Origin of the sequence: Demequina lutea (assembly GCF_013409005.1) — a bacterium.
Taxonomy (GTDB): domain Bacteria; phylum Actinomycetota; class Actinomycetes; order Actinomycetales; family Demequinaceae; genus Demequina; species Demequina lutea.
In genome coordinates this window covers 2,070,755-2,094,501 of sequence record NZ_JACBZO010000001.1, presented here as the reverse complement: position 1 = coordinate 2,094,501, position 23,747 = coordinate 2,070,755, and the positions used below count along the sequence as shown (strand labels likewise).

General features: G+C 65.1%; 25 protein-coding genes. 17 read left to right on the top strand and 8 right to left on the bottom strand.

Going from position 1 to position 23,747, the window contains the following annotated elements; genetic code table 11:
• The first annotated feature begins 44 nt into the window (after nt 1-44).
• The 8 genes from BKA03_RS10130 to BKA03_RS10095 all read left to right on the top strand — a co-directional run bounded on the left by BKA03_RS10130 (nt 45) and on the right by BKA03_RS10095 (nt 7,652).
• Complete coding sequence (locus BKA03_RS10130) at nt 45-488, top strand: Lrp/AsnC family transcriptional regulator (RefSeq protein ID WP_062076260.1); 444 nt, start codon at nt 45-47, stop codon at nt 486-488.
• Nucleotides 485-1,129: a cation efflux transmembrane domain-containing protein gene (locus BKA03_RS10125; RefSeq protein ID WP_238579490.1), complete on the top strand. Its 645-nt coding sequence runs from the start codon at nt 485-487 to the stop codon at nt 1,127-1,129. The genes BKA03_RS10130 and BKA03_RS10125 overlap by 4 nt, the downstream gene beginning before the upstream one ends.
• A gap of 62 nt (nt 1,130-1,191) precedes the next feature.
• Entirely contained in the window at nt 1,192-1,917 is a 726-nt protein-coding gene (locus BKA03_RS10120; protein ID WP_062076261.1) for a GNAT family N-acetyltransferase, read from the top strand.
• Between the two features lie 121 nt (nt 1,918-2,038).
• Complete coding sequence (tig, locus tag BKA03_RS10115; RefSeq protein ID WP_062076262.1) at nt 2,039-3,367, top strand: trigger factor; 1,329 nt, start codon at nt 2,039-2,041, stop codon at nt 3,365-3,367.
• Between the two features lie 224 nt (nt 3,368-3,591).
• Nucleotides 3,592-4,227, top strand: a complete 636-nt coding sequence (locus BKA03_RS10110) for an ATP-dependent Clp protease proteolytic subunit (protein WP_062076263.1) — start codon at nt 3,592-3,594, stop codon at nt 4,225-4,227.
• Complete coding sequence (locus BKA03_RS10105) at nt 4,224-4,979, top strand: ATP-dependent Clp protease proteolytic subunit (protein ID WP_274518625.1); 756 nt, start codon at nt 4,224-4,226, stop codon at nt 4,977-4,979. The genes BKA03_RS10110 and BKA03_RS10105 overlap by 4 nt, the downstream gene beginning before the upstream one ends.
• Before the next feature lie 71 nt (nt 4,980-5,050).
• Nucleotides 5,051-6,370 carry an ATP-dependent Clp protease ATP-binding subunit ClpX gene (clpX, locus tag BKA03_RS10100; protein WP_083972124.1) on the top strand — a complete coding sequence of 440 codons (1,320 nt, stop codon included), beginning with the start codon at nt 5,051-5,053 and terminating at the stop codon, nt 6,368-6,370.
• Nucleotides 6,371-6,647: 277 nt separating this feature from the next.
• The gene (locus BKA03_RS10095; RefSeq protein ID WP_062076264.1) at nt 6,648-7,652 is read left to right on the top strand and encodes an endonuclease domain-containing protein; all 1,005 of its coding nucleotides are present in this window, start codon (nt 6,648-6,650) and stop codon (nt 7,650-7,652) included.
• Between the two features lie 28 nt (nt 7,653-7,680).
• On the opposite strand, the gene valS is transcribed toward BKA03_RS10095, so the two are convergent.
• Nucleotides 7,681-10,428 (bottom strand): valine--tRNA ligase, encoded by a 2,748-nt coding sequence (gene valS, locus BKA03_RS10090; RefSeq protein ID WP_083972125.1) that lies wholly within the window; start codon nt 10,426-10,428, stop codon nt 7,681-7,683.
• Nucleotides 10,429-10,840: 412 nt separating this feature from the next.
• Between valS and BKA03_RS10085 the strand changes: the two genes are divergently transcribed.
• The 5 genes from BKA03_RS10085 to BKA03_RS10065 all read left to right on the top strand — a co-directional run bounded on the left by BKA03_RS10085 (nt 10,841) and on the right by BKA03_RS10065 (nt 13,890).
• On the top strand, nt 10,841-11,245 hold the full coding sequence (locus BKA03_RS10085; RefSeq protein ID WP_179397655.1) for a DUF302 domain-containing protein: 405 nt from the start codon (nt 10,841-10,843) through the stop codon (nt 11,243-11,245).
• A gap of 73 nt (nt 11,246-11,318) precedes the next feature.
• Nucleotides 11,319-11,519 carry a hypothetical protein gene (locus BKA03_RS10080; RefSeq protein ID WP_152649607.1) on the top strand — a complete coding sequence of 67 codons (201 nt, stop codon included), beginning with the start codon at nt 11,319-11,321 and terminating at the stop codon, nt 11,517-11,519.
• A gap of 88 nt (nt 11,520-11,607) precedes the next feature.
• Nucleotides 11,608-12,024 carry a carboxymuconolactone decarboxylase family protein gene (locus tag BKA03_RS10075; protein ID WP_062075711.1) on the top strand — a complete coding sequence of 139 codons (417 nt, stop codon included), beginning with the start codon at nt 11,608-11,610 and terminating at the stop codon, nt 12,022-12,024.
• Nucleotides 12,025-12,271: 247 nt separating this feature from the next.
• Complete coding sequence (locus tag BKA03_RS10070; protein ID WP_062075712.1) at nt 12,272-13,732, top strand: NAD(P)/FAD-dependent oxidoreductase; 1,461 nt, start codon at nt 12,272-12,274, stop codon at nt 13,730-13,732.
• 11 nt (nt 13,733-13,743) lie between these two features.
• On the top strand, nt 13,744-13,890 hold the full coding sequence (locus BKA03_RS10065; RefSeq protein WP_179398080.1) for a hypothetical protein: 147 nt from the start codon (nt 13,744-13,746) through the stop codon (nt 13,888-13,890).
• A 97-nt stretch (nt 13,891-13,987) separates the two neighbouring features.
• On the opposite strand, the gene BKA03_RS10060 is transcribed toward BKA03_RS10065, so the two are convergent.
• The 3 genes from BKA03_RS10060 to BKA03_RS15900 form a co-directional block, all read right to left on the bottom strand.
• Nucleotides 13,988-15,253: an arginine deiminase gene (locus BKA03_RS10060; RefSeq protein WP_062075713.1), complete on the bottom strand. Its 1,266-nt coding sequence runs from the start codon at nt 15,251-15,253 to the stop codon at nt 13,988-13,990.
• Between the two features lie 438 nt (nt 15,254-15,691).
• The gene (locus tag BKA03_RS10055; RefSeq protein WP_062075714.1) at nt 15,692-16,333 is read right to left on the bottom strand and encodes a hypothetical protein; all 642 of its coding nucleotides are present in this window, start codon (nt 16,331-16,333) and stop codon (nt 15,692-15,694) included.
• Between the two features lie 404 nt (nt 16,334-16,737).
• Entirely contained in the window at nt 16,738-16,917 is a 180-nt protein-coding gene (locus tag BKA03_RS15900) for a DUF8730 family Cys-rich protein (protein ID WP_083971868.1), read from the bottom strand.
• A gap of 199 nt (nt 16,918-17,116) precedes the next feature.
• Here BKA03_RS15900 and BKA03_RS10050 point away from each other — a divergent pair, with 199 nt between their 5' ends.
• Complete coding sequence (locus tag BKA03_RS10050; RefSeq protein WP_062075715.1) at nt 17,117-17,929, top strand: hypothetical protein; 813 nt, start codon at nt 17,117-17,119, stop codon at nt 17,927-17,929.
• Between the two features lie 128 nt (nt 17,930-18,057).
• Nucleotides 18,058-19,152, top strand: a complete 1,095-nt coding sequence (locus BKA03_RS10045; protein WP_179398079.1) for a LacI family DNA-binding transcriptional regulator — start codon at nt 18,058-18,060, stop codon at nt 19,150-19,152.
• A 7-nt stretch (nt 19,153-19,159) separates the two neighbouring features.
• Here the strand turns inward: BKA03_RS10045 and BKA03_RS10040 are convergent, their stop codons facing one another.
• Together BKA03_RS10040 and BKA03_RS10035 are read right to left on the bottom strand one after the other, a co-directional pair.
• Nucleotides 19,160-19,879: an anti-sigma factor gene (locus BKA03_RS10040; RefSeq protein ID WP_062075717.1), complete on the bottom strand. Its 720-nt coding sequence runs from the start codon at nt 19,877-19,879 to the stop codon at nt 19,160-19,162.
• Nucleotides 19,879-20,505, bottom strand: coding sequence for a sigma-70 family RNA polymerase sigma factor (locus BKA03_RS10035; protein ID WP_062075718.1), 627 nt, complete (start codon nt 20,503-20,505; stop codon nt 19,879-19,881). Before BKA03_RS10035 ends, BKA03_RS10040 begins: the two co-directional genes overlap by 1 nt.
• Before the next feature lie 63 nt (nt 20,506-20,568).
• On the opposite strand from BKA03_RS10035, the gene BKA03_RS10030 reads away from it, so the two are divergent.
• Nucleotides 20,569-20,793: a hypothetical protein gene (locus BKA03_RS10030; RefSeq protein ID WP_152649608.1), complete on the top strand. Its 225-nt coding sequence runs from the start codon at nt 20,569-20,571 to the stop codon at nt 20,791-20,793.
• A 73-nt stretch (nt 20,794-20,866) separates the two neighbouring features.
• Here the strand turns inward: BKA03_RS10030 and BKA03_RS10025 are convergent, their stop codons facing one another.
• Nucleotides 20,867-22,561, bottom strand: coding sequence for a cytochrome c biogenesis protein DipZ (locus BKA03_RS10025; protein ID WP_062075720.1), 1,695 nt, complete (start codon nt 22,559-22,561; stop codon nt 20,867-20,869).
• Nucleotides 22,562-22,585: 24 nt separating this feature from the next.
• A complete protein-coding gene (locus tag BKA03_RS10020) occupies nt 22,586-23,158 on the bottom strand; it encodes a dienelactone hydrolase family protein (protein ID WP_274518624.1) in 573 nt (190 codons plus the stop codon).
• A 78-nt stretch (nt 23,159-23,236) separates the two neighbouring features.
• Here BKA03_RS10020 and BKA03_RS10015 point away from each other — a divergent pair, with 78 nt between their 5' ends.
• Nucleotides 23,237-23,746 carry a methyltransferase family protein gene (locus tag BKA03_RS10015; protein ID WP_083971875.1) on the top strand — a complete coding sequence of 170 codons (510 nt, stop codon included), beginning with the start codon at nt 23,237-23,239 and terminating at the stop codon, nt 23,744-23,746.
• Nucleotide 23,747 lies beyond the last annotated feature (1 nt).

Below are 23,747 nucleotides of genomic sequence, written 5' to 3'. Positions count from 1 at the left end.
AGGGATCTGAGCGTAAGTCGCGGTGCCGCTGTAGATTACGAAGCATGGATCGAATTGACGGAGAAATTCTCGGGATTCTTGCGCAGAACGCCCGCGTTTCTTTCAGTGCCCTCGGCAGCGCTGTGGGGCTGAGCGCGAACGCTGTCGCGGCCCGCGTGCGCAGGCTCGAGAACGACGGCGTGATTGTGGGCTATACGACGGTCGTGGCGGCGGATGCTCCTCGTCCAGTGGCGTCCCTCGAGGTCTTCATCGATGTGCGTCTCGACGGCTCTACCGACTTTGACACGTTCGCCGACAAACTCACGGCGTTCCCCGAGGTGGCAGACTCGGTCCACATGACGGGACCCTACGACGCGCTGATTCATGCCTACGTGCCAGACACCGGCGCTCTTGATGTGTTCCTTGGCCGTCTCAAGAGGGAGTGCGGCGCGGGACAGACTCAAACCAGGGTTGCGCTGCGCTCCGGTTCAAGGACGTCCCGCCGATGACCGACGAGTTCATGCCCGGCAAACCCGCGGGCGTTGCGGGCCTCAGCGCCTCCGAACGCGCCTTGCGCAAGGCCGTCATGTGGGTCGCGATTCTCAACCTCGCGTACGGCGTAGTCGAATTCACGATGTCGCGGCTCATCGGCTCGGTGTCACTTGTGGCGGACTCGATCGACTTTGTCGAGGATGGCCTGCTCAACATCCTGATCTTCTTCGCCGTCGCCTGGACGCTGCATCGCAGGGCCCGCATCGGCCATGCGCTCGCGCTCATCATCCTGGTGCCGGCCGCGGCCACGCTCGTCACCGCGGTCCTCAAGGTGCTCGACCCCAGCCGCCCGGCGGTCATCCCGCTCACTTTGACCGCGACCGGCGCCCTGTTGGTCAACCTTGCGTGCGCCGCGATTCTCGTGAGCCACCGCAAGAGGGGCGGTTCGCTCGCGAGTGCCGCTTGGCTTTCTGCCCGTAACGATGCGTTCGCCAACCTTGCGATCTTGGCTGCCGCGGCCGTCGCGATGGGGTGGGACTCCGGATGGCCGGACATCATCGTGGGTGTCGCAATCGCGTATCTCAACGCCGATGCGGGGCTCAAGGTATGGCGCGCGGCTTCCCGTGAGCGTCTCGAATCGAAGGCCGCTCAAGCCTGAGCACCGGCCAGGGACGGGCGGCCTCCAGGGCCGCCAAAACGGGCACGAAGTACCCTGGAAGCATGTCCACCCAAATTGCAGAGCCCCATCCCGTCGTCGAAGTAGCGAGCGTGCCGGAGCTTTCGGTCGTCCACGCGGAGATACTGAGCCCGTCATTTCCGGCGCACGAGCTCATGACTCTCGAGCGCTTGCAGGACGAGGTTGAACACGGCGATACTTCCGTGAGAGTGGTCCGCGACGACGAAGGCAATCTCGCGGGAGCCGCGATTGCCACCTGGTATCTCGAGGCCAGGGTGCTCCTGATCGATTACTTGGCGCTACGGCCAGGCCAGCGGGGAGCGGGGCTCGGTGGAGCGTTGCTCAGCTCGAGTATCGAGGCGTGGGCCGAGGAGCACGACCCCTGCATCGTGATCGCCGAGGTCGAGCACCCCGATCACCACGACGCTCACCCCCAGCACGGCGACCCCGAGGCCAGGTTGCGGTTCTATGCGAGGCAGGGCGCGCGCCTCCTTCCGCTGCCGTACTTCACGCCCGGAGTCGGGGACGGGAAGCCGCGCACCGGCGGCATGATGCTCGCGGTCCTGCACGCGCACCCCTCGTTACTGGGGGATGACGCGAACGAGATCGACTCCGAACCGATCGCCACGGTGCTTCACCTGCAGGCGGGCGAAGAGGACACGCACGATGCCGCGCGCACTGAACTCATCGCCGCCGCGGCAGCAAACCCGACGCTTCCCCTCTTGCGCGCGGACCGTCCGGGAGACGTCCCCATCGGCATCCCCGACTGAACGGGCAGGGAACGGACGAGCCCACGATTGGGGTCGAACGGCCGCAACCGCTAGAATCGCGAAGTTGCCCGGCGCGAATCCGCGTGTGGGCAGACCTCAGCCACGAAAGCCAGGAGAAGCAGTGACCAGCGCCCTCGAAAAGATCGACGCCACGACCGTGAAGATTACGGTCTCTCTCACGGAACAGGAGATCAAGCCCGCGCTCGACCACGCTTACGAGCACATTGGCAGCACCGTCACGATCCCCGGCTTCCGCAAGGGCAAGGTCCCCGCGCGCATCCTTGAACAGCGCGTCGGCAAGGGCGCGGTCATCGAGCACGCGATCAACGACGGCGTTCCCGGTTGGTATGGCGAGGCCGTCGAGGAACTCGAGCTGCGCCCCTACGGCCAGCCCGAGATCGAGGTCACCAAGATCCCCGGTAGCGAAGAGGGCGACGAGGGCATCGAGTTTGTTGCCGTCGTCGAGGTGCGTCCCGAGATCACTCTTCCCGCCGCCGCCGACCTCGTCGTCGAGGTCGCTCCCGTCGAGGTTTCCAATGACGACGTTGAGGAGCGCCTCACCGCGCTCCGCCAGCGCTTCGGGACCCTCGTTGCCGTAGAGCGCGCCGCCGAAGAGGGCGACTTTGTGACGATCGACCTGACCGCGACGATCGAGGGCGAACAGATCGACGCCGTCCAGGGATCCTCGTACCAGGTGGGCACCGGAAACATGATCGACGGTCTTGACGACGCCGTGACGGGCCTCACCGCAGGCGGCTCGGCAACCTTCGTGGGCCCGCTCGCAGCGGGTGACTTCGCTGGAGTTCCCGCAGACATCGCGGTGACCGTCAGTGCCGTCAAGACTCGCGAGCTTCCCGATGCCGACGACGACTTCGCGCAGCTCGCCTCCGAATTCGACACCCTCGATGAGTTGAAGGCCGATCTGCGCACCCAAGCGGGTCGCATCAAGACCAACAACCAGGCCATGGAGGCCCGCGAGAAGTTGGTCGAGGCGCTCGTCGCCGCGACCGGCGAGTTCGCGTTGCCCGCCAAGATCATCGAGTCCGAGGTGCACAACCACCTCGAGAACGAGAACCGCCTCGAAGATGACGTGCACCGTGCCGAGGTGACCGAGCGGGCGCAAACCGCGCTTCGGACCCAGATTCTGCTTGACCAGCTCGCAGAAGACCTCGACGTGCAGGTCGCGGAGAACGAACTCGTCGACTACCTCGTCAATGCGTCGCGCCAGTACGGCACCGACCCGGGCGCGTTCATTCAGCAGATTCAAGAGGCGGGACAAATCCCGGGCGTCATCGCCGATGTTGCTCGCTCGAAGGCCACGGCCTTCGCATTGCGCCGCGCGACGGTGAAGGACACGTCCGGAAACCCCGTCGACTTATCCGCCATCATCGGCACTCTCGAGGACGAGACCGCTTCAGAAGAGACCGTCGAGGCCATCAACGCCGAGTAGCCGCCGCGCCTACGCGTGAGAAAGACCCCGTCGCGAGGCGGGGTCTTTCTCATTGGGGGACTCAACGCGTGACGAGGGCTTGTGGCGTGAGATAGACCGCAAGGCGCCACCCGCGCGGGCCGGCGTTCGCCGACGGCGAGAAGACCCCGGCCGCGTTCACCCCGTAGCGAAATGGGGCCCGTGGCGGCAGGATTCGCCCCTCCCAGGGCGTTAGTGTCGAGGCAATGTCCACAAGGAGGAACGACGTGAACGAGATCACCGCGCGCGCCGAAGGCGGCGGTATGGGTCTGAACGACTCCATCTTCAACCGCTTGCTGCGCGAACGCATCATTTGGCTTGGCGACGAGGTTCGTGACGAAAACTCGAACGTCATCTGTGCCCAGATGATGTTGCTTGCCGCTGAGGACCCGGACAAGGATATTTATCTTTACATCAACAGCCCAGGCGGCTCGATCACTGCGGGCATGGCGATCTACGACACGATGCAGTACATCAAGCCCGACGTCGCGACGTTCGCGATGGGCATGGCCGCGTCGATGGGGCAGTTCTTGCTCTCGTCGGGCGCTCCCGGCAAACGCTTTGCCACGCCGCACGCCCGCGTCATGATGCACCAGCCGTCGGGTGGCATCGCCGGCACCGCTACCGACATTCGGATCAACGCCGAGCTCATCATGCACATGAAGAAGGTGCTCGCAGAGCTCACGGCCTCCCAGACGGGCAAGACCATCGAGCAGATCACCAAGGACGCCGACCGCGACCGCTGGTTCACGGCGGATGAGGCCCTCACCTACGGATTCGTCGACAAGGTCATTAAGCACGCCGAAGAGGCCGGCGACAAGTCTCAAGGAGGCAAGGCGTGAGCCAGGAATCTCGGGCACTGAGTGCCGCAGGCAGGACCGCAGGCAACATCGGCCGTATCTCGCCCATGGGTTTTGGTAGTGCAGGCTTTGGAGGCGCCGGGTTCGGAGGTGCCGCTGCCGAGGCTCCGGGTGCGCGATACATCCTTCCTCAGTTCGAGGAGCGCACGTCGTACGGAACCAAGATTCGTGACCCATACTCGAAGCTCTTCGAGGACAGGATCGTCTTTCTAGGCGTCCAGATCGACGACACATCGGCCGACGACATCATGGCGCAGCTGCTCGTGCTCGAGTCTCAGGACCCCGAGCGCGACATCACCATCTACATCAACTCGCCTGGTGGCTCGCAAACCGCGCTGACGGCGATTTACGACACGATGCAATACATCAAGCCACACATCCAGACCGTGTGCCTTGGCCAGGCGGCCTCGGCGGCGGCGGTGCTGCTCGCTGCCGGTTCGCATGGAAAGCGACTCGCGTTGCCCAACGCCAGGGTCATGATTCACCAGCCCCGCATCTCCGAGGGTTCGCGCGCTCAGGCCTCGGATATCGAGATCTATGCAGAAGAAATCCTGCGCATGCGTGAGTGGCTCGAAAACACTCTTGCTCACCACACGGGTCAAACGGCCGAAAAGGTACGTGACGACATTGAGCGCGACACTTTCCTTAGCGCGGCCCAGGCCGTCGAGTACGGGTTGGTCGACCAGGTGTTGGAGTCGCGAAAGGGAGCGGCGGAACAGCCGGCTACGAAGTAGCGGCGAGTCGCCGGGCGGCCCAGGTGGTGCGGGTCTAGCCTGATCGGAACGCCCCTGGGAAGGAGCACGCCATGACGAGGCCGACGGATAGCGGCGACCTGCTGAAGTGCACTTTCTGCGGCAAGACGCAGAAGCAGGTGCGCAAGCTCATCGCGGGCCCCGCCGTCTACATCTGCGACGAGTGCATCGGGCTATGCAACGAGATCCTCGATGAGGAATTCGCCGAGGCAGCAGAGGCCGAATTCACTGACCTTCCCAAGCCCCGCGAGATCTTCGACTTCCTCAGCGAATATGTGGTGGGTCAGGAGTCGGCGAAGAAGGCACTCGCCGTCGCGGTGTACAACCACTACAAGCGCGTGCGGGCCAGCGACGCCAAGGGTTCCGACGATGGCCTCGACATCGCCAAGTCGAACGTGCTCTTTATCGGGCCTACTGGTTGCGGAAAGACCTACTTGGCGCAGACGCTCGCGCGAATGCTTAACGTCCCATTTGCCATCGCGGATGCCACGGCGCTCACCGAGGCTGGCTATGTGGGCGAAGATGTCGAGAACATCCTGCTCAAGCTCCTGCAGGCGGCGGACTACGACGTCGAGAAGGCTCAGCGCGGCATCGTCTACATCGACGAGATCGACAAGGTAGCGCGCAAATCGGAGAACCCGTCGATCACTCGCGATGTGTCGGGAGAGGGTGTGCAGCAGGCGCTGCTCAAGATCATTGAGGGCACCACCGCGTCGGTCCCGCCGCAGGGCGGCCGCAAGCACCCCCACCAGGAATTCATCCAGATCGACACCACCAATGTGCTGTTCATCCTCGGAGGCGCGTTCGCGGGTCTCGAGGAGTACATCTCGCAGCGCGTCGGCCGCAAGGGCATCGGCTTCGGCTCGCAGCTCAAGGAGGCCGACAACTCGGACCTCTTCGCGCACGTGACTCCCGCGGATCTGCACAAGTTCGGGCTTATCCCCGAGTTCATCGGCCGCATGCCCGTGATCGCCGCGGTGTCTCCGCTTGACGTCGAGGCCATGGTGTCGATACTCACCGTGCCCAAGAACGCCTTGGTGAAGCAGTACCAGCGCATGTTCGAGATCGACGGCGTGGAGCTGGTCTTTGACGACGAGGCAGTGCGGGCCATCGCCGAGCAGGCCCTCTCTCGTGGCACCGGCGCACGTGGATTGAGGGCGATCCTCGAAGAGGTCCTGCAGGAGACGATGTTTGAGGTGCCAGGCAGGGACGATGTCGCGCGCGTTGTCGTGACGCGAGATGTCGTCCTCGACAGGGTGACACCAGCGTTCATCGCCAAGGTGCGCGATGTCGACGCTGATAAGTCCGCGGCCACGGGCGGACGGGCACGCCCCGCGCTCGCCTCCGACGCCGAGGACGAGGGCGCCGCCTAACCTCCCTCCCCGGGGAAGTGGCTCATTCTGTACCGGTTTTGAGGGCAATCCGCTCACTAGTGGCTTGATCTGTCCGTTTAGGTGTGCCTAGGGCCTCCTAGTGGTTTGATCTGTGCCTTCTAGCGGCATCGGCGGCCGCCTGGTGGCGCAATCCATACCAAACGAAGTCTCGGCGCCGACGCCAGTAGCGTCGCCCCCAAGCCGGAATCCCAGGCGGTTTCCCAAGCTCGGCGACAAGGGGCGCCAACGGGTCCGACGACCGTGCGCGAATCGGTTCATGACCTCTCTCCGATCCGTACCGACGCCGGGTACCTCCCTCGCGCAGTGGTTGCCCCGAACCTGGCGCTCGTATCACGGCGCTGAACTCGAGGCGCTCTTTTCCCATCGCCAACTCGTATCGGCGATCGAGAGCGGCGTGGCGAAGCGGGTCGCTCCCGGGATCTACGCGAGTACCACTCACGCCGAGTCGATGGCCACCAGAGTTGACGCGGCCATGCAGTGGGCAGGCTCGGAAGCGTGGATCGGAGGCGCCGCCTCCCTGTTCCTAGCGGGTGCGCTCCGTACTCCACCGAGCCGGGTCGAGGTGGTGGTGCCTGCAGCGCGCCGCATGAGTGGCCGACCGCGATGGGTTCGCGTGAGACGCCTGTCATATCGACCACTGACCGTGATGGTGGACGGATGCGATGCTGTCGAACCAGCAATCGCCTGGTGCCACGCGTTCTCCGAGATGGCTCCGGATGTACGGGCATCCGCCTTGTGCGAGCTCGTGGCGGCGGACCCGACGGCGCTCGAGCTAGCGACGCGAGCCGCGCACGATCTTCCGCGACTCAGGGAAAGGAAGCGGATGGCCGCCCTGGTCGCGCGTGTGGCAGCTGGCGCCGAAAGCTACCTAGAGGTTCATGCAATGGACGAGGTATTCGTCGGCCGTCGCTTCCGTGCTCTGTTGAAGCAACACGTGGTCAGCACCGGAGGTGGGAGATACCGGCTCGACATGTATGACGCTGCGAGCATGACCGCGATTGAGTTGGACGGAGCAACGTATCACGCAGGGGTGAAGGAGTGGCAGCGAGATCTGCGCCGCGATGCCGACCTGGCTGCTGTCGGCATTCTGACGCTGCGGTTCAGTTACAGGGACCTCACGGAGCGGCCGCAATGGTGCAGGACGACCGCGCGCGACGTGCTGAGGCTCCGGTCCGTTCCGGTGCGAAGTGAGCATGCTGGCACGGTTGAGGGACCGAGCACGGTACAGATTGCGCCACTGAACGCCATCAGTGCCCCATAGGCGGTACAGATTGCGCCACTTGGGGGGATTAGGCCTCCGCGAGGACCACGTTCTCCGTACGGACGACGTTGGGGTCCAGGATGGCCGTGCTTGAGCCGTCCTCGCTGCCCATGCCGTCGACGCTCGGATCGAGAGCGGTCACGGCGTCGATCACCTGGAGGGACACGACGCGGCCCGCGGCCATGATGTCTGGCTTGGCGGCATTGACATGGGCCACTTGGGCCTCCGGGATGAGCAGGTCGACCGAAAGAATCTCGGTCCGCTGCGACACCTTTGCGTCCGACTTGATCTTGCGGAGCGCGCTCACGGCGGCTCCGGCCGCGATCAGCACAGCGGGGTCCTCACCCGCCGAGGTCTCCCGCGTACGGTCCGACGTGGGCCATGCGGCTCGGTGAATCGATCCCTCGTTGAACCATGACCACACCTCCTCTGTGGCAAATGGAAGTACGGGAGCGAAGAGCCTCAGGAACGCGTCGAGCGCGATCGTGAGGGCCGCGCGCGCCGATGCCGCCTTGGGCGAGCATGGAGCAAACGGGTCGATGGGTTCACCGAGAGCGGCGCCGTCGTAGGCGCGCTCCTTGACCAGCTCCACGTAGTCGTCGCAGAAGGTCCAGAAGTATGACTCGGCGGCCTCGAGCGCGCGCGTGTGGTCGTAGGCCTCGAGCGCCGCGGTGGCGGTCTCGATCACCTTGGCAAGGCCCGCAAGCATTGCCTGGTCGAGCGGCTCGGTTACGGGAGCCGCGGTCACGTGGGAGGCCGCTCCGATGCCCGCCTCCAGCGAGGCATCGGCAGCGGTGGTGATCCCGCTCGCGCCGAGCACGAACTTGGAGACGTTGAGCACCTTCATGGCGAGGCGTCGGCCGGTCTTCATTTGGCCCTCATCAAATGCGGCGTCGGTGCCAAGCCTCGCAGAGGCCGCCCAGTAGCGCACCGCGTCGGAGCCGTGCTGCTCGAGCAGGCCCATCGGAGTGACCACATTGCCCTTTGACTTGGACATCTTCTTGCGGTCGGGGTCGAGGATCCACCCCGAGATCGCCGCATGCTTCCACGGCAGGACGTCGTGCTCAAGGTGCGAGCGCACCACGGTCGAGAACAGCCACGTGCGGATGATGTCCTGTCCCTGGGGGCGCAGGTCCATGGGGAACGTCTTGGCGAAGAGCTCCGGGTCGTTGCGCCAACCGCACACGATCTGCGGCGTGAGCGAAGACGTTGCCCACGTGTCCATGATGTCCTTCTCGCCCGTGAAGCCGCCCGGCTGGTCGCGCTGCGACTCGTCATAGCCAGGCGCGGCATCGGCCTGGGGGTCGACGGGCAGGGAGTCCTCGGAGGGTGCGATTGGGGCCTCCCACTGAGGCTCGCCGGTTTCGTCGAGCGGGTACCACACGGGGATCGGCACGCCAAAGAAGCGCTGGCGCGAGATGAGCCAGTCGCCGGTGAGGCCGTTGACCCAGTTCTCGTAGCGCTTGCCCATGTGGGCGGGCACAAAGTCGAGCGCGGCGCCGCGGGCGAGCAGGGCCTCGCGGAGATCGGCGTCCTTGCCTCCGTTGGCGATGTACCACTGGCGACTGGTCACGATTTCGAGAGGCCGGTCCCCCTTTTCGAAGAACTTCACGGGGTGCGTGATCGGACGAGGCTCGCCCTCCATCACGCCTGCCTCGATCAGCATCTCCACGCTGCGCTGCTGGGCGGCGAAAACCGTCTTGCCCGCGAGTTCCGCGTAGGCCGAGCGCGCCGCCTCGGTGTCGAGGCCAGGTGGGGCCTCGGTGAGCAGACGACCATCCCAGCCGATGATGGGGCGAATGGGGAGCTGCAACTCACGCCACCAGATCACGTCGGTGACGTCGCCAAACGTGCAGATCATCGCGATGCCAGAGCCCTTGTCGGGGCTCGCGAGGCGGTGAGCCAGGACGGGCACCTCGACGCCAAACAGGGGAGTGCGCACGTGCTTGCCGAAGAAGGGCTGGTAGCGCTCGTCGTCGGGGTGCGCCACGATCGCGACGCACGCCGCGAGGAGCTCAGGGCGCGTCGTCTCGATGTAGATCGACTCGTAGGAACCGGTGGCCTCCTCGAGGTCGGCCGCTGGCTCGAACGCGAGGCGGTGATACGCGCCGGGACGCTCGCGGTCCTCGAGTTCGGCCTGTGCGACGGCAGTACGGAACGTGACGTCCCACAGCGTCGGCGCCTCCGCCTGGTATGCCTCGCCGCGGGCGAGCGAGCGCAGAAATGCCTGCTGGGCGACCGCCTGGGACGAGGGGGAGATCGTCTGGTATGTCATGCGCCAGTCCACGGACACGCCCAGGTGGCTCCAGAGTGCTTCAAACTGCTTCTCATCCTCAGAGGAGAGGCGCTCGCACAGCTCGACGAAGTTGCGCCTGGAAATCGGAAGCTGGTCGGCCGCCTTGGACGATTTGCCGTCGCCCCCTTCAAAGGGAGGCTCGAAACCATCCACATACGTGAGGAGGGGGTCGCAGCGGACGCCGTAGTAGTTCTGGACGCGGCGTTCGGTGGGTAGGCCGTTGTCGTCCCAACCCATCGGGTAGAACACCTCGAGCCCACGCATGCGCTTGTAGCGGGCAATCACGTCGGTGTGCGTGTAGCTGAATACGTGGCCGACGTGGAGCGATCCGGACACGGTGGGCGGGGGAGTGTCGATCGAGTAGATCTGCTCCCGCGTCTTGCTGCGATCGAAGTGGTAAACGCCGCTGCTCTCCCACGAGGCGTTCCAGCGGTCTTCGAGACCGTCGACGGTGGCCTTGTCAGGAATGCGAGAACTCATGAGCTCATTCTTTCAGATGGCGACGATGCCGCCGCACGCGCGGTGCGACCGGACCTCGATCGAGGCCTCCTTGTCGAGCGACGTGGCCCTTTCCGCAGCCAAGGCAGGGGGCCCGTCGGTGACGTCGGACGCTCCTCACGGATGGGTGGGGAAAGGCGGCAACCATGCCCGCTCTGCACCGCTTTGTCACTCTTCGGTTTCATGAGCCAGGAAAAGGGGAGCGCGGACTTCATGAGGTCGTTGGAGGAGTCGGACGGGACGGTGGGCCGCGACCTCCCCGAACAAACGCGGGAAATGGTGCGGTTGCGATGCTCACCTGTATACGGTTGTTGCTCTAGTGCCCGACTGCATTCGGATGGTCTCGCGGTGCGGGGTTGGCTCCGTCCTTCCATCTGATCGAAAGGATCACATCATGAGCTACGGACTTACCCTCACCATCGACCAACCCTTCGAGCAGGCTCTCGCGGCCGTGCGGGCCGCATTGGCCGAGGAGGGATTCGGGATCCTGACCGAGATCGACATGGCGGCCACGATGAAGAAGAAGCTCGACGTCGACATGGCCCCACAGGTGATCTTCGGGGCGTGCAACCCCCCGCTGGCTCATCGCGCCCTGCAGGTGGAGGAGTCGATTGGAATGCTCTTGCCGTGCAACGTGGTCGTGCGCTCGGTCGGCGAGGGTCGCACCCGGATCGAGGCCCTCGACCCGCACGTCATGGTGACCCTCACGGGCAACGACGACCTCGAGGCAGTCGCCGACGATGCAGCCACTCGGCTCGGTGCGGCTCTTCGACGTCTGGAATCGCCACCAAAGGTGTGACCGCCCTGACGGAGATCGCGACGACAGGCCTGCGCTTGTAGCGTGCCCAGACGCAGCGGTCCATGACAACTTGGTGAAACGCCGTTTCAGCGCCGACCAGCCCGACAAAGTGTGGTTCAACGACGTCGCGCAACATCGTGCGCGTGACGGGTGGGTGTACTGCTACGCCGTGATCGACGCATTCTCCCGCCGCGTCGTGGGCTCGGCCATCGCCGACCGTCGAGCGCTTAGCAAGTCATGGATCCTCGGCTACCGCCGGCGGATTGGTGGGTGACTCGGCGACTCGGCGAGTCGCGCGCGCGGACGGGGCGGCTGGCGGTTCAGGTGGCCGGGCCGCGCGGCGCCGACTACCCTTCGAAGGCATGAGTCAAGCGCGCATCACGGCCGACTTCCTGCGTTCTCTCGAGGAGCTCGATGCTTCTGCCGGGGCGGGGCTCCCGGCCGACGTCCGTGAGATGGTCCGTTTGAGGTGCTCGTACATCAACGGCTGCTCCTTCTCGGTCCGATTGCATTCGGACGCGCTCGCGGCGCTGGGCGCCAGGGTCGACCTGGTGAGTGCACTCGCGAGGCCGGTGAAATTGATGCGTGATGACCTCGTGACGCCCGCCCAGGCAGCGGCGCTTCGCTTCGCCGAGATCCTCACCGACTACCCGCGCGGGCTGGAGATCGAAGCCAGGGACGAGGCCGGAAAGTTCTTCACGGCCAAGCAGCTCGGCGCGCTCGTCGAGGTCGTCGCGGTGATCAACGCGTGGAACAGGATCACTCGCGGCTCGGAGTAGTGCTTTGCCACGGGTCGTTTGCCGTCGTGGGCAAATTCGCGCGGCACTTGAGGTCCCAGATGCGGGACCCCTGGTCACCCATTTTGCCCAGCGCGCGGGGCGCGTCCCTGGGCGTTTCAGGGCACTTTGACCCAGGACCCGGGACCCTGGGGGGACGTTGGTCCGGCGGTCCTAGATGCCCCCCTGGGTATATGCTCACACGAGGTGCCAGTCCGCACCCATTGATCAGCGAAGAAGGTGATCTTGCATGGCACGCGTCGTAGTCCTCGGAGCCGGTGTTTCCGGACACACAGCAGCTCTATACCTCAAGAAGCGGCTGGGCAAGGCGCACGACGTCGTCGTCGTCTCCCCCAACAGCAGTTACAACTGGATCCCATCCAACATCTGGGTCGGCGTGGGCAAAATGGCCGCGAAGGATGTGGTCTTTCCCCTCGCACCTGTCTACAAGAAGAAGGGCATTGGGTTCGTCCAAGCCAAGGCCTTCGCCTTGTGGCCAGAAGGGGACGCGGACGATGACCGTCCCGCCGTTGAGGTTGAGTACACCTCCGCGGAAAGGGCGGGTGAGACGGAGAAGCTCCGCTACGACTATGTGGTGAACGCGACGGGCCCCAAGCTCAACTTTGCCGCGACTCCTGGGCTTGGACCCGATGGCGGCTACACGGTTTCTGTGTGCACGCCTACTCACGCGACGCAAGCGAGTTCCAAGCTCGATCAGGTGATCAAGGCCGCCAAGTCGGGGGAGATCCAGAAGGTCGTCATCGGCGTGGGCCACGGCACATGCACGTGTGAGGGCGCCGCCTTCGAGTACACGTTCAACGTCGACCACGAACTACGCGAGGCGGGCGTCAGAGACAACGTCGAACTCACGTACCTCACCAATGAGAACGAGCTCGGCGACTTTGGGGTGGGAGGGATGCAGTTCGAGCAGAATGGCTTCCGCACCACCAGTCAGTTGTGGACGGAGTCGCTCTACCGTGAACGGGGTGTCAAGGCCATCACCGGCGCGGCGGTCACGAGCATCGACGAGGGCGTCATTCACTACGACCAACTCGATGGCTCACACAACGACATGAAGTTCGACTTCGCCATGTTGCTACCTCCCTTCCGTGGAGCGGACTGGAAGGCATTCGACAAGGCGGGCGAGGACATCACGGGCACCGTCTTCGCGCCGAGTGGATTCCTCAAGGTCGACGCCAACTACACGGCCAAGCCCTACGAGGAGTGGAGCGCTAAGGACTGGCCCAGGACGTACCAAAACCCGACGTACAAGAACGTCTTTGCCGTCGGCATCGCCTTCGCTCCTCCGCACCAGATCTCCAAGCCGCGCGCGACGCCCGATGGGCTAGCCGTGGCACCCGCCCCGCCAAGGACGGGCATGCCGTCGGGCACCATGGGCAAGATTGTGGCGTTCTCGATCGCAGACATGATTCTCAAGGGAGCGACCGAGCCGACGCACAGCGCATCGATGTCTGAAATGGCCGCCGCTTGTGTCGCGTCGGCCGGTGCGGGAATGCGGAACGGAACGGCCGCAGCCATGACCATGAGCCCCGTGGTTCCTGACTGGGAGAAGTATCCCGAGACGGGCCGGAACCTCAAGGAGACGTTTGGGGAGATCGGCCTTGCCGGTCACTGGGTCAAGCGACTGCTGCACACCCTGTTCATGTACAAGGCCAAGGTCAAGCCCGGCTGGACCTGGATCCCGGAGTAAGGAGGAGCGTCATGGACAACACGAATGAGCGCATCGCAATGGCGCCCCTGCCTACAGCGGGTGAGCTGAAGCATCGCAGGAACGCCTTTGGCCAGTTCTTCCGCTTCATGCGGATCAACTGGACCATGTGGAGACTTGCGCGCAAGAAGCACCACTAGACACGTCGCCAACGGACGGCGGTACCGCGAAAGCGGGCCCGCCGTCCGTTTGTGCGCCTGGGGCGTACGGCTTGCCAGCCGTCAGGCGCGGGTCCGGCTAGGCGTCGCGACGCAAGGGTTGGGTCATGCAGTGGGCGCCGCCGCGCCCCCGGCCGAGTTCGGCTCCCGTGATCTCAAGAACCTCGACGCCTGCGCGGCGCAGCAGATCGTTCGTGTGAGTGTTGCGGTCGTACGCGACCACCACGCCAGGCTCCAGGGCGAGCACATTGTTTCCGCTGTCCCACTGCTGACGTTCGGACGCGTAGCGGTCCCCGCCTGTCGCGATGACGCGCAGGTCGACGCCGAGCGCTCCCGCCACGACGTCGACGAAGGGCCGCCCCTCACGCACCACGTCAATCATCACGGGAGCGGCTGCGGGCCGGAGCGTGAACGTCTCGATTTCGTCGACGATGCCGGGGAAGACGGTGCAGACGTCGCGGTCCGCCAACGTGAAGACGGTGTCCAGGTGCATCGCGGCGCGCAGGCGTGGCATCTTGGCGACCACCACGCGATCGGCGGCTCCCGCCGCGAACAATTCGGCGGCGAGTTGCGATATGGCCTGGCGCGACGACCGTTCCGACATTCCGACCACCACCACGCCGCCTCCCACCGGCATGACGTCGCCGCCCTCGAGTGACGCGAGACCGTGGCTGCGCTCGGGGTCGCCCCACCAGGTCGTGACGCGTCCGGAGAAGTCGGGGTGAAAGGTGTAGACCGCCTTCATGATGAGGGTCTCGGCATGGCGCGCCTCCCAGAAGAGAGGGTTGAGCGTCACGCCCTGGTAGACCCACGAGGTGGTGTCGCGCGTGAAGAGTGTGTTCGGGAGCGGCGGCATCAGGTAGTCGCGCATTCCCGATTCCTCGCGCACGAGGTGCACCGCGGGTGGCCCAAAATCGCGTGGGAGGTCCGCCGTGGAGAGCCCCCCGATCACGTAGCGGGCCAGAGCTGCCGGATCCAGGGAGTCCAGGAACGACCGCACGTCCGCGACCAGCCCGAGGCCAACCTCGTCGGGCGTGATCTTGCGGTCAAGAAGCCAGCTTCGAGCATCGGGGAGGGCAAGCGTCTGGGCCAGCAGGTTGTGAAGCTCCAAAACCTCGATGCCACGCCCGCGCATCATCGCCACAAATTGGGCATGATCCCTGCGGGCGTTGTCCACCCACATCACGTCGTCGAAGAGGAGATCGTCGCAGTTCGACGGTGTGAGCCGGTTGTGGGCGAGTCCGGGCGCGCATACCAGCACCGAGTGAAGATGTCCCACCTCGGAATACACGCCGAATTGAGCGAGCTTGGTCGATGGCGGGGCCGTGTATGGAACGTCGGGCATGTCGCCTCCCTATGAAGTGAAACTAGCAGGAGGCTCGACCGGAACGGCAGGACCGTCGCCACTCGTCTGGCCGCGGCACCGCCCCTTGTCTCATGTCTGTGCGAACCGCGCCCGGGCCTCATGGGTGGCGCGTTCCTGGCGCCCACGTGCACACCACGTGCGAAACGGGATAGCGGACATCGGCTGGCGGCACTTAAGCTGGCCCGCGCGAGAGTCGGGGGAGAACGCCAGGGTGCTTCATGTGTGGCCCTGGCGAATATCGGCACGGGAATGCCGTTCTCGATAGTCGGATACGGCGTCTTCCCAGGAGGTGGCGATTCGGTGCGCGCCGCCGCCCCTAGAGCAGATGGCGCGGCGAAGGGCGGAGGTCTTGCCCGTTACTCTGCCGGCAGGGCTGGTGGGGCAGAAGCCGTGCTCGCCCCATGCGCGTCCGTTGCGTCATGTCAGTCGACCGTCCCACGGCTTCGGACGCGGGTCGCGATCGATCGCGTCGGCCGCGCCCGACGTGATGACTCGGGCACCCCTGGCGCGAGCCCGTTCGTCTAGGCGAACCATCTTAAGACCTTCAATCCGACCTTCGGCACGAAAGACAAGGCGGCCGCCAGGGGCGGTGATGACGTACTCATACGTCGTCACTCCCTTCAATGTCTTTCTGATCAGACGGGCGTCGATGCATACGGTCTCCCCGCGCCGGACGAGCACCCCCGGCTGCTGCCCCCCCAGACGCCCGGCAAACAGTCGGAGCCCCTCCCGCTCGTCGAGGAAGGCCACAAGACACCAGATCTCCAGCCAAGGCGGCCGAGCTGATTTCGAGCTGGACGCCCACAGGGCGAACAGGCCGATCAGGATCGCCAGGGCCCACGCTATCCATGTGGGAAGCGGAATCAGGTCGTAGGAGGTGCGCCCGGCGAAGCCGGCCCGCCACTCACTCCACATGCCGACGCCGCCGATTGCGACGGCCGCCACGCCAAAGATGCTCCCGCACCCGCGGTGCTTCTTGCTGTCGAAGCCCTCGAACGGGCGGAAGTAGACCCCTGGTTCAGGCAACGTCTTTTGGGGTACCGGAGAAGAAATCATCATGCCTCCGGTCCCTACATCGCGTTGTCACGCCACCCTAGTGGGTGAACTCGACGCTGCACCGCTTGGCGACGAGGCACCCCCGTTTGACCCGTCCGCGGCCCAGGGAGCGGCCCGACGTTACCGTGACAAAGGCATCCGCCCAGAAAGTGTTTCGCAGTGGGCTCGTCAGAGGCCCGTGAGTGTGGTCAAGTCGCGTGGCGTGTTCTGCGAAGCACCGGTGAGTGGGGCTTGTGGTCCGCAAGGCACCCCGGCGGCTCACGGCGAGAAGAAGGCTTCCACATACACGAAGGCCGAACGAGACCTGAGGGTCGCGTTCGGCCTTCGTGTCGCGCCAGCGTGCGCGCGGAGTGTGTCGCGCTGTATCGAGCGCGGTGTCAGCCCCAACGTGTGGGGCTTGGGCGTCCTTAGCGGGAGAAGAGGCGCCCGAACAGGGACGTCGATGCCTCACCGGAAGTGATGTTCGAGCTGCTGTGGCCCTGGCAACGCTTGTTCTGCGGGACACCTGCGAGCGCCTGCTCAATGTGGTTGCCGCAGCCGGTCCAAGTTGCCTTGCCGCAGGTGGGGCAGGTGGCAGGAGAGCACATAGTTCGACCTTTCTTGTGGGTTCTGACAGAACCGTAACATACCCCTGGGGGTATAACAATTCGGGCCGACTTCGACCCATGCGGGAGTACCCCCGTTCTGGGGCACGCCGGTGTGACATTCTGCACACTCGGTTTCGCGTCACGATCCAAGCGCCGAGGACTCTCATTGTCCAACGAACCGGAAAAGAGAGGGGCGGCCATGTGGGACAGGGCGAGGAAGTCGACAAGTGAGGCGCGAGAGTTTGCGAGCCTCCATGCCCTTGAATTCCACGCCGATGCCGCCCCAGAACTGCCGACGTCAAACAGCGCCCATCCCTTCCAGCACGAAGAGCGTCGTCAATGCATCAGCGGCGAGTGGCGTGGGCGCGTCGTGCAGCGTTTCTCAACTTCGGCGATCACCGTTGAGCTGATGACCTTGCCAGGCATTCTTCCTCGGCTCCAAGTCATCCCATCGGGCCTCGAACGTGGGGCGTTGGCCGTCGGAGTGTGGGTTGTTCCCACGGGCAACCCGGCCTTCGATAGCCGGTGGACCGTCATGACGGATGACGCCGAGTTCGCAGCGGCCTTCCTTTCTCCCAGGGTGCAGGAAGCACTTCTCCACCCTGCCGCTTCAGGCCGGGCACTTGTCGTTGATGGAGCAGCCATGTACCTGTGGGCGCCGGGAGACCAGCCATGGTCGGACACCCGCGTCCGTTTTGAATTGCTCTCCGTGATCTCTGGCCGCATCGAGGCGGACGTGTGGAGCCGCTTCGACGCCGCGACTCACGCCCTTCCCGAGGGGCAGGCCTCCGTCGTCTGGGTACCTGGCGACGAGCTCGCGGAAGACGAGGTCCAGTGGCGCGTGGCTCCCATGCCGGTCGAGGACGACGCGCGCGACAGGCTGGGAGACACCGGCGAGTTCGAGGTCGCGTTGCTCAACGCCGGGCTTCAAGGCGCAATGTTCCTTCCTGGCGCCGATGACACCGCCGATAGCTACGGTTCGTGGCTCGTAGCTCCAAAGGCACGGGCCTAACGGCGACTTCTTTCAGCCTCCATCGCGACCCGTGATGGGGACAACTGCGCACGGGGTCTAGGCTCTTGGCGAGGAGTCAACGAACCCGTAGTTTTGCGACCGAGGTGACCATGCGCGCAGGGCGTCCAGTGACACTGGCCGACGTTGCCCGCGAGGCCGGTGTGGCGAAGTCGACCGCGTCCTACGCGTTCTCGGATCCGCACAGGCTGGCGGCCGACACCACGCGTCGAGTTCGGGAAGCCGCGCAGAGGCTCGGCTATTCGGGACCCTCCGCCCTTGGCCGAGCCCTCGCGTCCGGTCGCACCAGCGTGGTCGCAGTGGTGACCCGTGCGCTCCTCGAGGCGCCCGATACCGATCCGCACGCCCTGCAGGTGATCGATGGGTTGTCGCGCGAACTCGCCTCGCTTGGGTACGGCGTATTGCTCCTGCCCCCGGTTACCAACGAGGCGACCCACAAGCTCCACGAGGGGGCCATGTACGACGCCGCGGTGACGGTGCGCCGCATTGACGGGATCCCGGAGACCGATGTGATGCTCGCCCAGCGTGGTGTGCCGTGGGTAAGGCTCGATGGCGTCCCCGACGACGACAAGGCCGTGGCAATGGACGCGGTGACGCCCTCGATGCAGATTCTGAGGTCCCTGACCGACGGCGGCCACGTGCGCGTCGCCACGGTGGCGTTGAGACTGTCCCTCGAGGACCGCGGCATGCAAATCCTTGACGGCCCCGCCTCGGCCTCGCTGATGAAGGGCCTTCCGTCCTCGGTGCCTCAGAAAGTGCCGCGGGACCGACTCGAGGCCTTCGCGCGAGTCGGCATCGCGCCCTCCCACATCGTGTCGTGTTCGATCGTCACGCGGGAGGACGGTCATGCGGCGGGACAGACTCTTTTGTCGCTCCCCGTGGATGAACGGCCCACGGCGATCGTTTGCCAGGCAGATGTGTTCGCGTGGGGCGTGATCGATGCCGCTCGCGAGCTTGGCCTCAGGGTGCCGGAGGACGTGTCCGTCACAGGCTTCGACGGACTCGTCGGCGGCGTCTTCGACGACCTCAACCTCACGACCGTCGTTCAAGACGGCGCGACCAAGGGCAGGTTGGTTGCGCGTTGGGTAACGCTCGCCTCGACGGGTCCAGACGCTCCTCCGCCCTTCGACCTGCAGGCCACCGTGCGTTGGGGATCCTCTACGGCGCACGCGAGCAAACAGGCGAGCGGGCCGCCGAGCGCCTAGCGCGCGCTTAGAGGTCGATCGAGGCGATCACATCGCCCGTCGGCGCAGGGGAGCCGCCTTGTGGTTCGACCGTCACCGAGAAGGCCGCGATGTGAGAGCAATCGGCGGCGGACAGGGCCATGATGTCGCCGCTCTTGTCGGGCATGAAGGTGGGCCCCGCGACGGGCGTGCCATCGGCCATGACAAACCACAACTGATATTCCATGCCGTCCGCGGGCATCGGCGCATCGTGACCCATCACCGCGACCTCGTCCATGTGGTTGCTCATGACGAGGTGAGAAGAGCCGAGGCCGAGTTCCATCGAATGGGCGTCAGGTGCTGTAGAGAGCATGACGATGTTGCGTTCGAGTGCGGAGACATCGGTCCCCGTGTCGCGAATTCCGTATGCGACGCCGATTCCGGCGACGGCGATGAGTGATGCCGCGGCGGTGACAATGACGGGCCACCGTCGTCGGCGCCTCGGCACGGATGCGGGGGAGCGCAGCTCGGGGGGCACTTGGGCGGTGCGAGCCACCTCGCTCATCACGCTGGCTCGCAGCGACAACGGGGGCGTAACGGCCTGGGCGTCCGCCAGGGTAGCCGCGGCGTCCTCCAACCCGCGTGCCTCGTCTTGGCACCATTCGCATGACGCAAGGTGCCTTTCGAACGCAACCCGCTCCTCGTCGTCGAGGGCGCCCACCACGTAGGGGCCGAGCAGCGAGTGTTCGCCGTCGATGTTGGAGTTCATCACTCCTCCTCCCATGCATCGCGCAATTTGATGAGACCGTCTCGGATGCGGGCCTTCGCCGTACCTAGGGGAATTCCAAGCGCCTCGGCGAGTTCCTTGTTGGTGTAGCCCTTGAAGTAGGTCAGGTCGAGAGCCTCCCGCTGACGTGTCGTCAAGGCTTCGAGGCCCGCTCGTACACGTTCCGCTTCCCATCTGCCATAGGCCACCTCCACCACATGGTCCGGCTCTTCGTGAGTGGAGCCCAAGTGCGGGCCATGAGCGAGGAGCCTGTCCGTGTGGGCCTGTTCGGATCGCACCCGATCCACCGCACGCCGGTGCGCAATCGTGAGGATCCACGCGCGCGCTGATCCCCTCTCTGGGTGGTAGCGGGCCGCTATTCGCCACACCTCGACGAGCGCCTCTTGAGCGACCTCCTCCGCAATCGTCCGATCGCGCACGATGCGCAACGCCACGCCAAAGACCGAGCCGCCAATCGCGTCGTACAGGTTCTCGAACGCCCGCTCGTCGCCGCGCGCACACGCGACTAGATCGCGTGAGAGCGCGGCGGCGCGCTCGTCGCGGCTCCGAGGCGAGGTGTCGGCGTCAGGCGTGTCGCGCACGATGCGCAAGGCCCTCTCGTCGCTCATCTTCGGCTCCTCGTGTCCTTAGTGCTGGCGTCGCTTCCCTGTGCGTACGGAGACTAGCCGTTAGTGCCGTCAGACATCATCGCTTCTGGGGACATGGTCGGCGCGTCTGACATCATCGCTTCTGGGGACGTTGTCGCGCCTGAGGGCATCATGGCATCGTGGCTCATGGTGGGGTCCGAGGACGATGACGCCTTGGTGTTTCCGCAGCCCGCGAGGAGGGTCGCGGCCATCACGGCAATTGCGGGAAGCGCGAGTGCTTTGGTCGTGTTCATGGTGGGCCTTTCGTGAGCGGGCGGCTCCTGCCGCCTGTGCATGTGATTCGTCGCAAAGCGCGGCACGGATGGGTGAAGAAGCGTGGAGATCACCCAAAGGTGAAGGTGTACGCCTCGACTCCCGGGCTCACGTCGATCGTCATGATGTCCTCTCGTGCCTCACCCGAGTAGAGCTCATACAAATCGGAGATGCCGTTGATCGCGATCACGTGCTTGAACGAGGGGTCTGACGCGAGGGTGACAGTGACGGTGCCCGTTCCTCCCAACACGAGGTGCGCATCGGCGGCATAAAAGTGCAGGTAAATACGAGCTTTGGACCCGGCGACGGCGCTTTCCCCTCCGATGGTCCATTCGCCGTCGTAGGAGAAACTATTGAGGCTCGGGGTCGCGTTGCCGACGTAGGTTGCGGCCTTGCCGTATTGGAGATCCATATTGTCCGCGTACTGAAGCCTCTGGGACCCGAGGTACGACTCCTGCGTGCGGCCCTGGGTGTCGTGCGCAGGGGCGACCTTGACGGGAGCCTCGGCGGGCGTGTGCAGGAGCTGCTGGATGAGACTCTCGGTTTCCGCATAGCCGCCCTCACCGTAGTGAACCTGGCGCACGTTTCCTTGCTGATCGATCAGGTAATGCGCGGGCCAGTAGCTCTGGTCCCACGCGTTCCACGTCGCGTATTCGTTGTCGATCGCGATGGGGTAATTGATGCCATACCTGGCCGCAGCGTCCTTGACGTTTGATACGACCTTCTCGAATGAGAACTCGGGAGCGTGGACGCCGATGATCGTGAGGCCCTCGTCGCGGTAGCGCTTGTCCCAAGCGTTCAGGTAGGGGAAGGTCCGTTGGCAATTGATGCACGAGTAGGTCCAGAAGTCGATGAGCACGACGCGGCCCTTGAGGCCCGCCAGCGTAAGAGGCTTGCCGTCGGGCGTGTTGAGCCACTGGTCGATTCCGGTGAAGTCGCGGGCGGGTCCGCAGTTCTGAAGCTTGTCGATCGGTCCCTGTTCGCACTGGTCAAGAGTCAAGGCGCCCGATGCGCCGGAGCTAGAGTTCGTGCGCCCAGCAAGGCTGTCGAGGCGGCTTTGGACGCCGGAGTCGTTCTCGATCTGGTTCTGGACCTGCGCCAGCGCGGCGGGGACGAGTCGCTGGAGCGGTTCTGCGAGGTTGGTGGCGATGACCAGCGCGGTGACGATCAGCACCACCCCGGATGCGATCCGGATGGCCTGGAGCCTGGTGCGGACCGCCTTGATGTGGGAGCCGATACGTTGACCGGCGACTCCGAACCCGAGCAGCGGCACCGCCACCCCTGCGGAAAAGGAGAGCGTGAGCGCGACCAGGCCCCAACTGAGGCCTTTCGTCGCCGCCAGCACGGTGATAGAAGCGAGGATCGGGCCCGCGCAAGGAACGAATACGAGACCAAGAGCGAGCCCCATGACGAAGCCGTTCCCGTCCCTGCTCAGTTTCGGCATGCGCGTGTTCTGGAACGGCCTTTCCAGAATGTGCCCCACCGCAGGCACTGCAAGACCTAGTCCGACGATGGCCAGGGTGACGATGCCCACCCACCTCAAGACGTCGGCGGGCAATCCGAGGCTGGACAGGATGACGCCACCGAGCAAGGTGAACACGGCGAAGCTGGTGACGAGTCCGCCGACGACCACGTAGGGCCGCCTGCTCGAGCGTGCGCCGTCCTGAATCGACGAGGTAAGGATGGCGGGAAGGACCGGGAGCACGCACGGGCTCACGGCGGTGATGAGTCCGGACACGATGCCGACGATGACAAGGATGATCATGAAGGTGATTCGACGCTCATTGCCCTACGGATGGGAGTGCGTGAGGTCGCCTTCGTCAAGCCATGCCAAGAGGCGCTCCTCAAAGAGGTCTGCGGAGTCGGCGTCATAGTCGGGGCTCGACGGATCGACGAACATGTGGCCGATGCCGGGGTACCTGTGGACGTGGGGCCCCCTGGCGTGGTGCAGGAGGGTTTCGAGCGACCCGGTGGGGATCCAGTCGTCGGGGTCCGCGACATGCACACTGAGTCGCACGTCGAAGCGCCAGTCGCCGCCGAGATCGCGGGGAGGAAGTCCGCCGGCCACGAGCACGAGATTATGAATTCTCTTCCACTCCTGCGCAAGCAACTGCGCGGGGAAGGCGCCGAGGGAGAATCCCATAGCGGTGTCGGCGTGGGGATGCTGGCGGGCCGCCCGGCGGGCGACCTCCTCGATCGCGTCGTGACCGATGCGGCTAGCGAAGGCGAGGCCCTCGTCGAGCCGCCCGAAAACGACCCCCGAGTACATGTCGGGTGTGTGGACCTCGTGGCCCGCCGCTCGGATGCGCTCAGCCAATTCGCGCAGGCCCTCAGTGAGGCCCTGAGCGTGATGGAAGAGGATGATTTCGGCGATGTCTTCAGTGTGCGCTTACGTGGCGCCTTGCGCCAATCGGTCCGCGCACCCCACTAGCCTGGGGCCATGTCGTGGTGGTCGCGGGTGACGGGTGGGGGCCGGGCGTCCCTGGCGAGTTGGGGCCTTGTGGCGATTCAGGGCGTGCTCTTTGTCGCGATCGCGGTCGTGCCATCGTCGTGGGGGCCGTCGGTGCCGACGCTCCGGCTACTCGGCCTCGTCATGTTTGCGGCCGGTGGCGCGGGAAGCCTTGCTGCCGCGTGGTACCTGGGGCGAGCGCTGACGCCGGTTCCGGAGCCGAACGGCGCGGGAATCAGCGCGCGTGGCATCTATGCGTGGGTCCGCCATCCGATGTACACATCCGTCGTGATCGCCGCGCTTGGGCTCGCCGTCGTTCGAGGCGCCGTCGTGGCGTGGATTCTCGCCGTCGCGCTCGGACCTTTCTTTGAACTTAAGACACGGCGCGAAGAGCGCTTCTTGATGATTGCGTATTCGGGCTACGGTGCTTACGCCTCGCGAACCGGAAAGTTCATCCCATGGTTGGGCAAGCGCCACGAGCCGCCCGTCACGCTCGAATGAG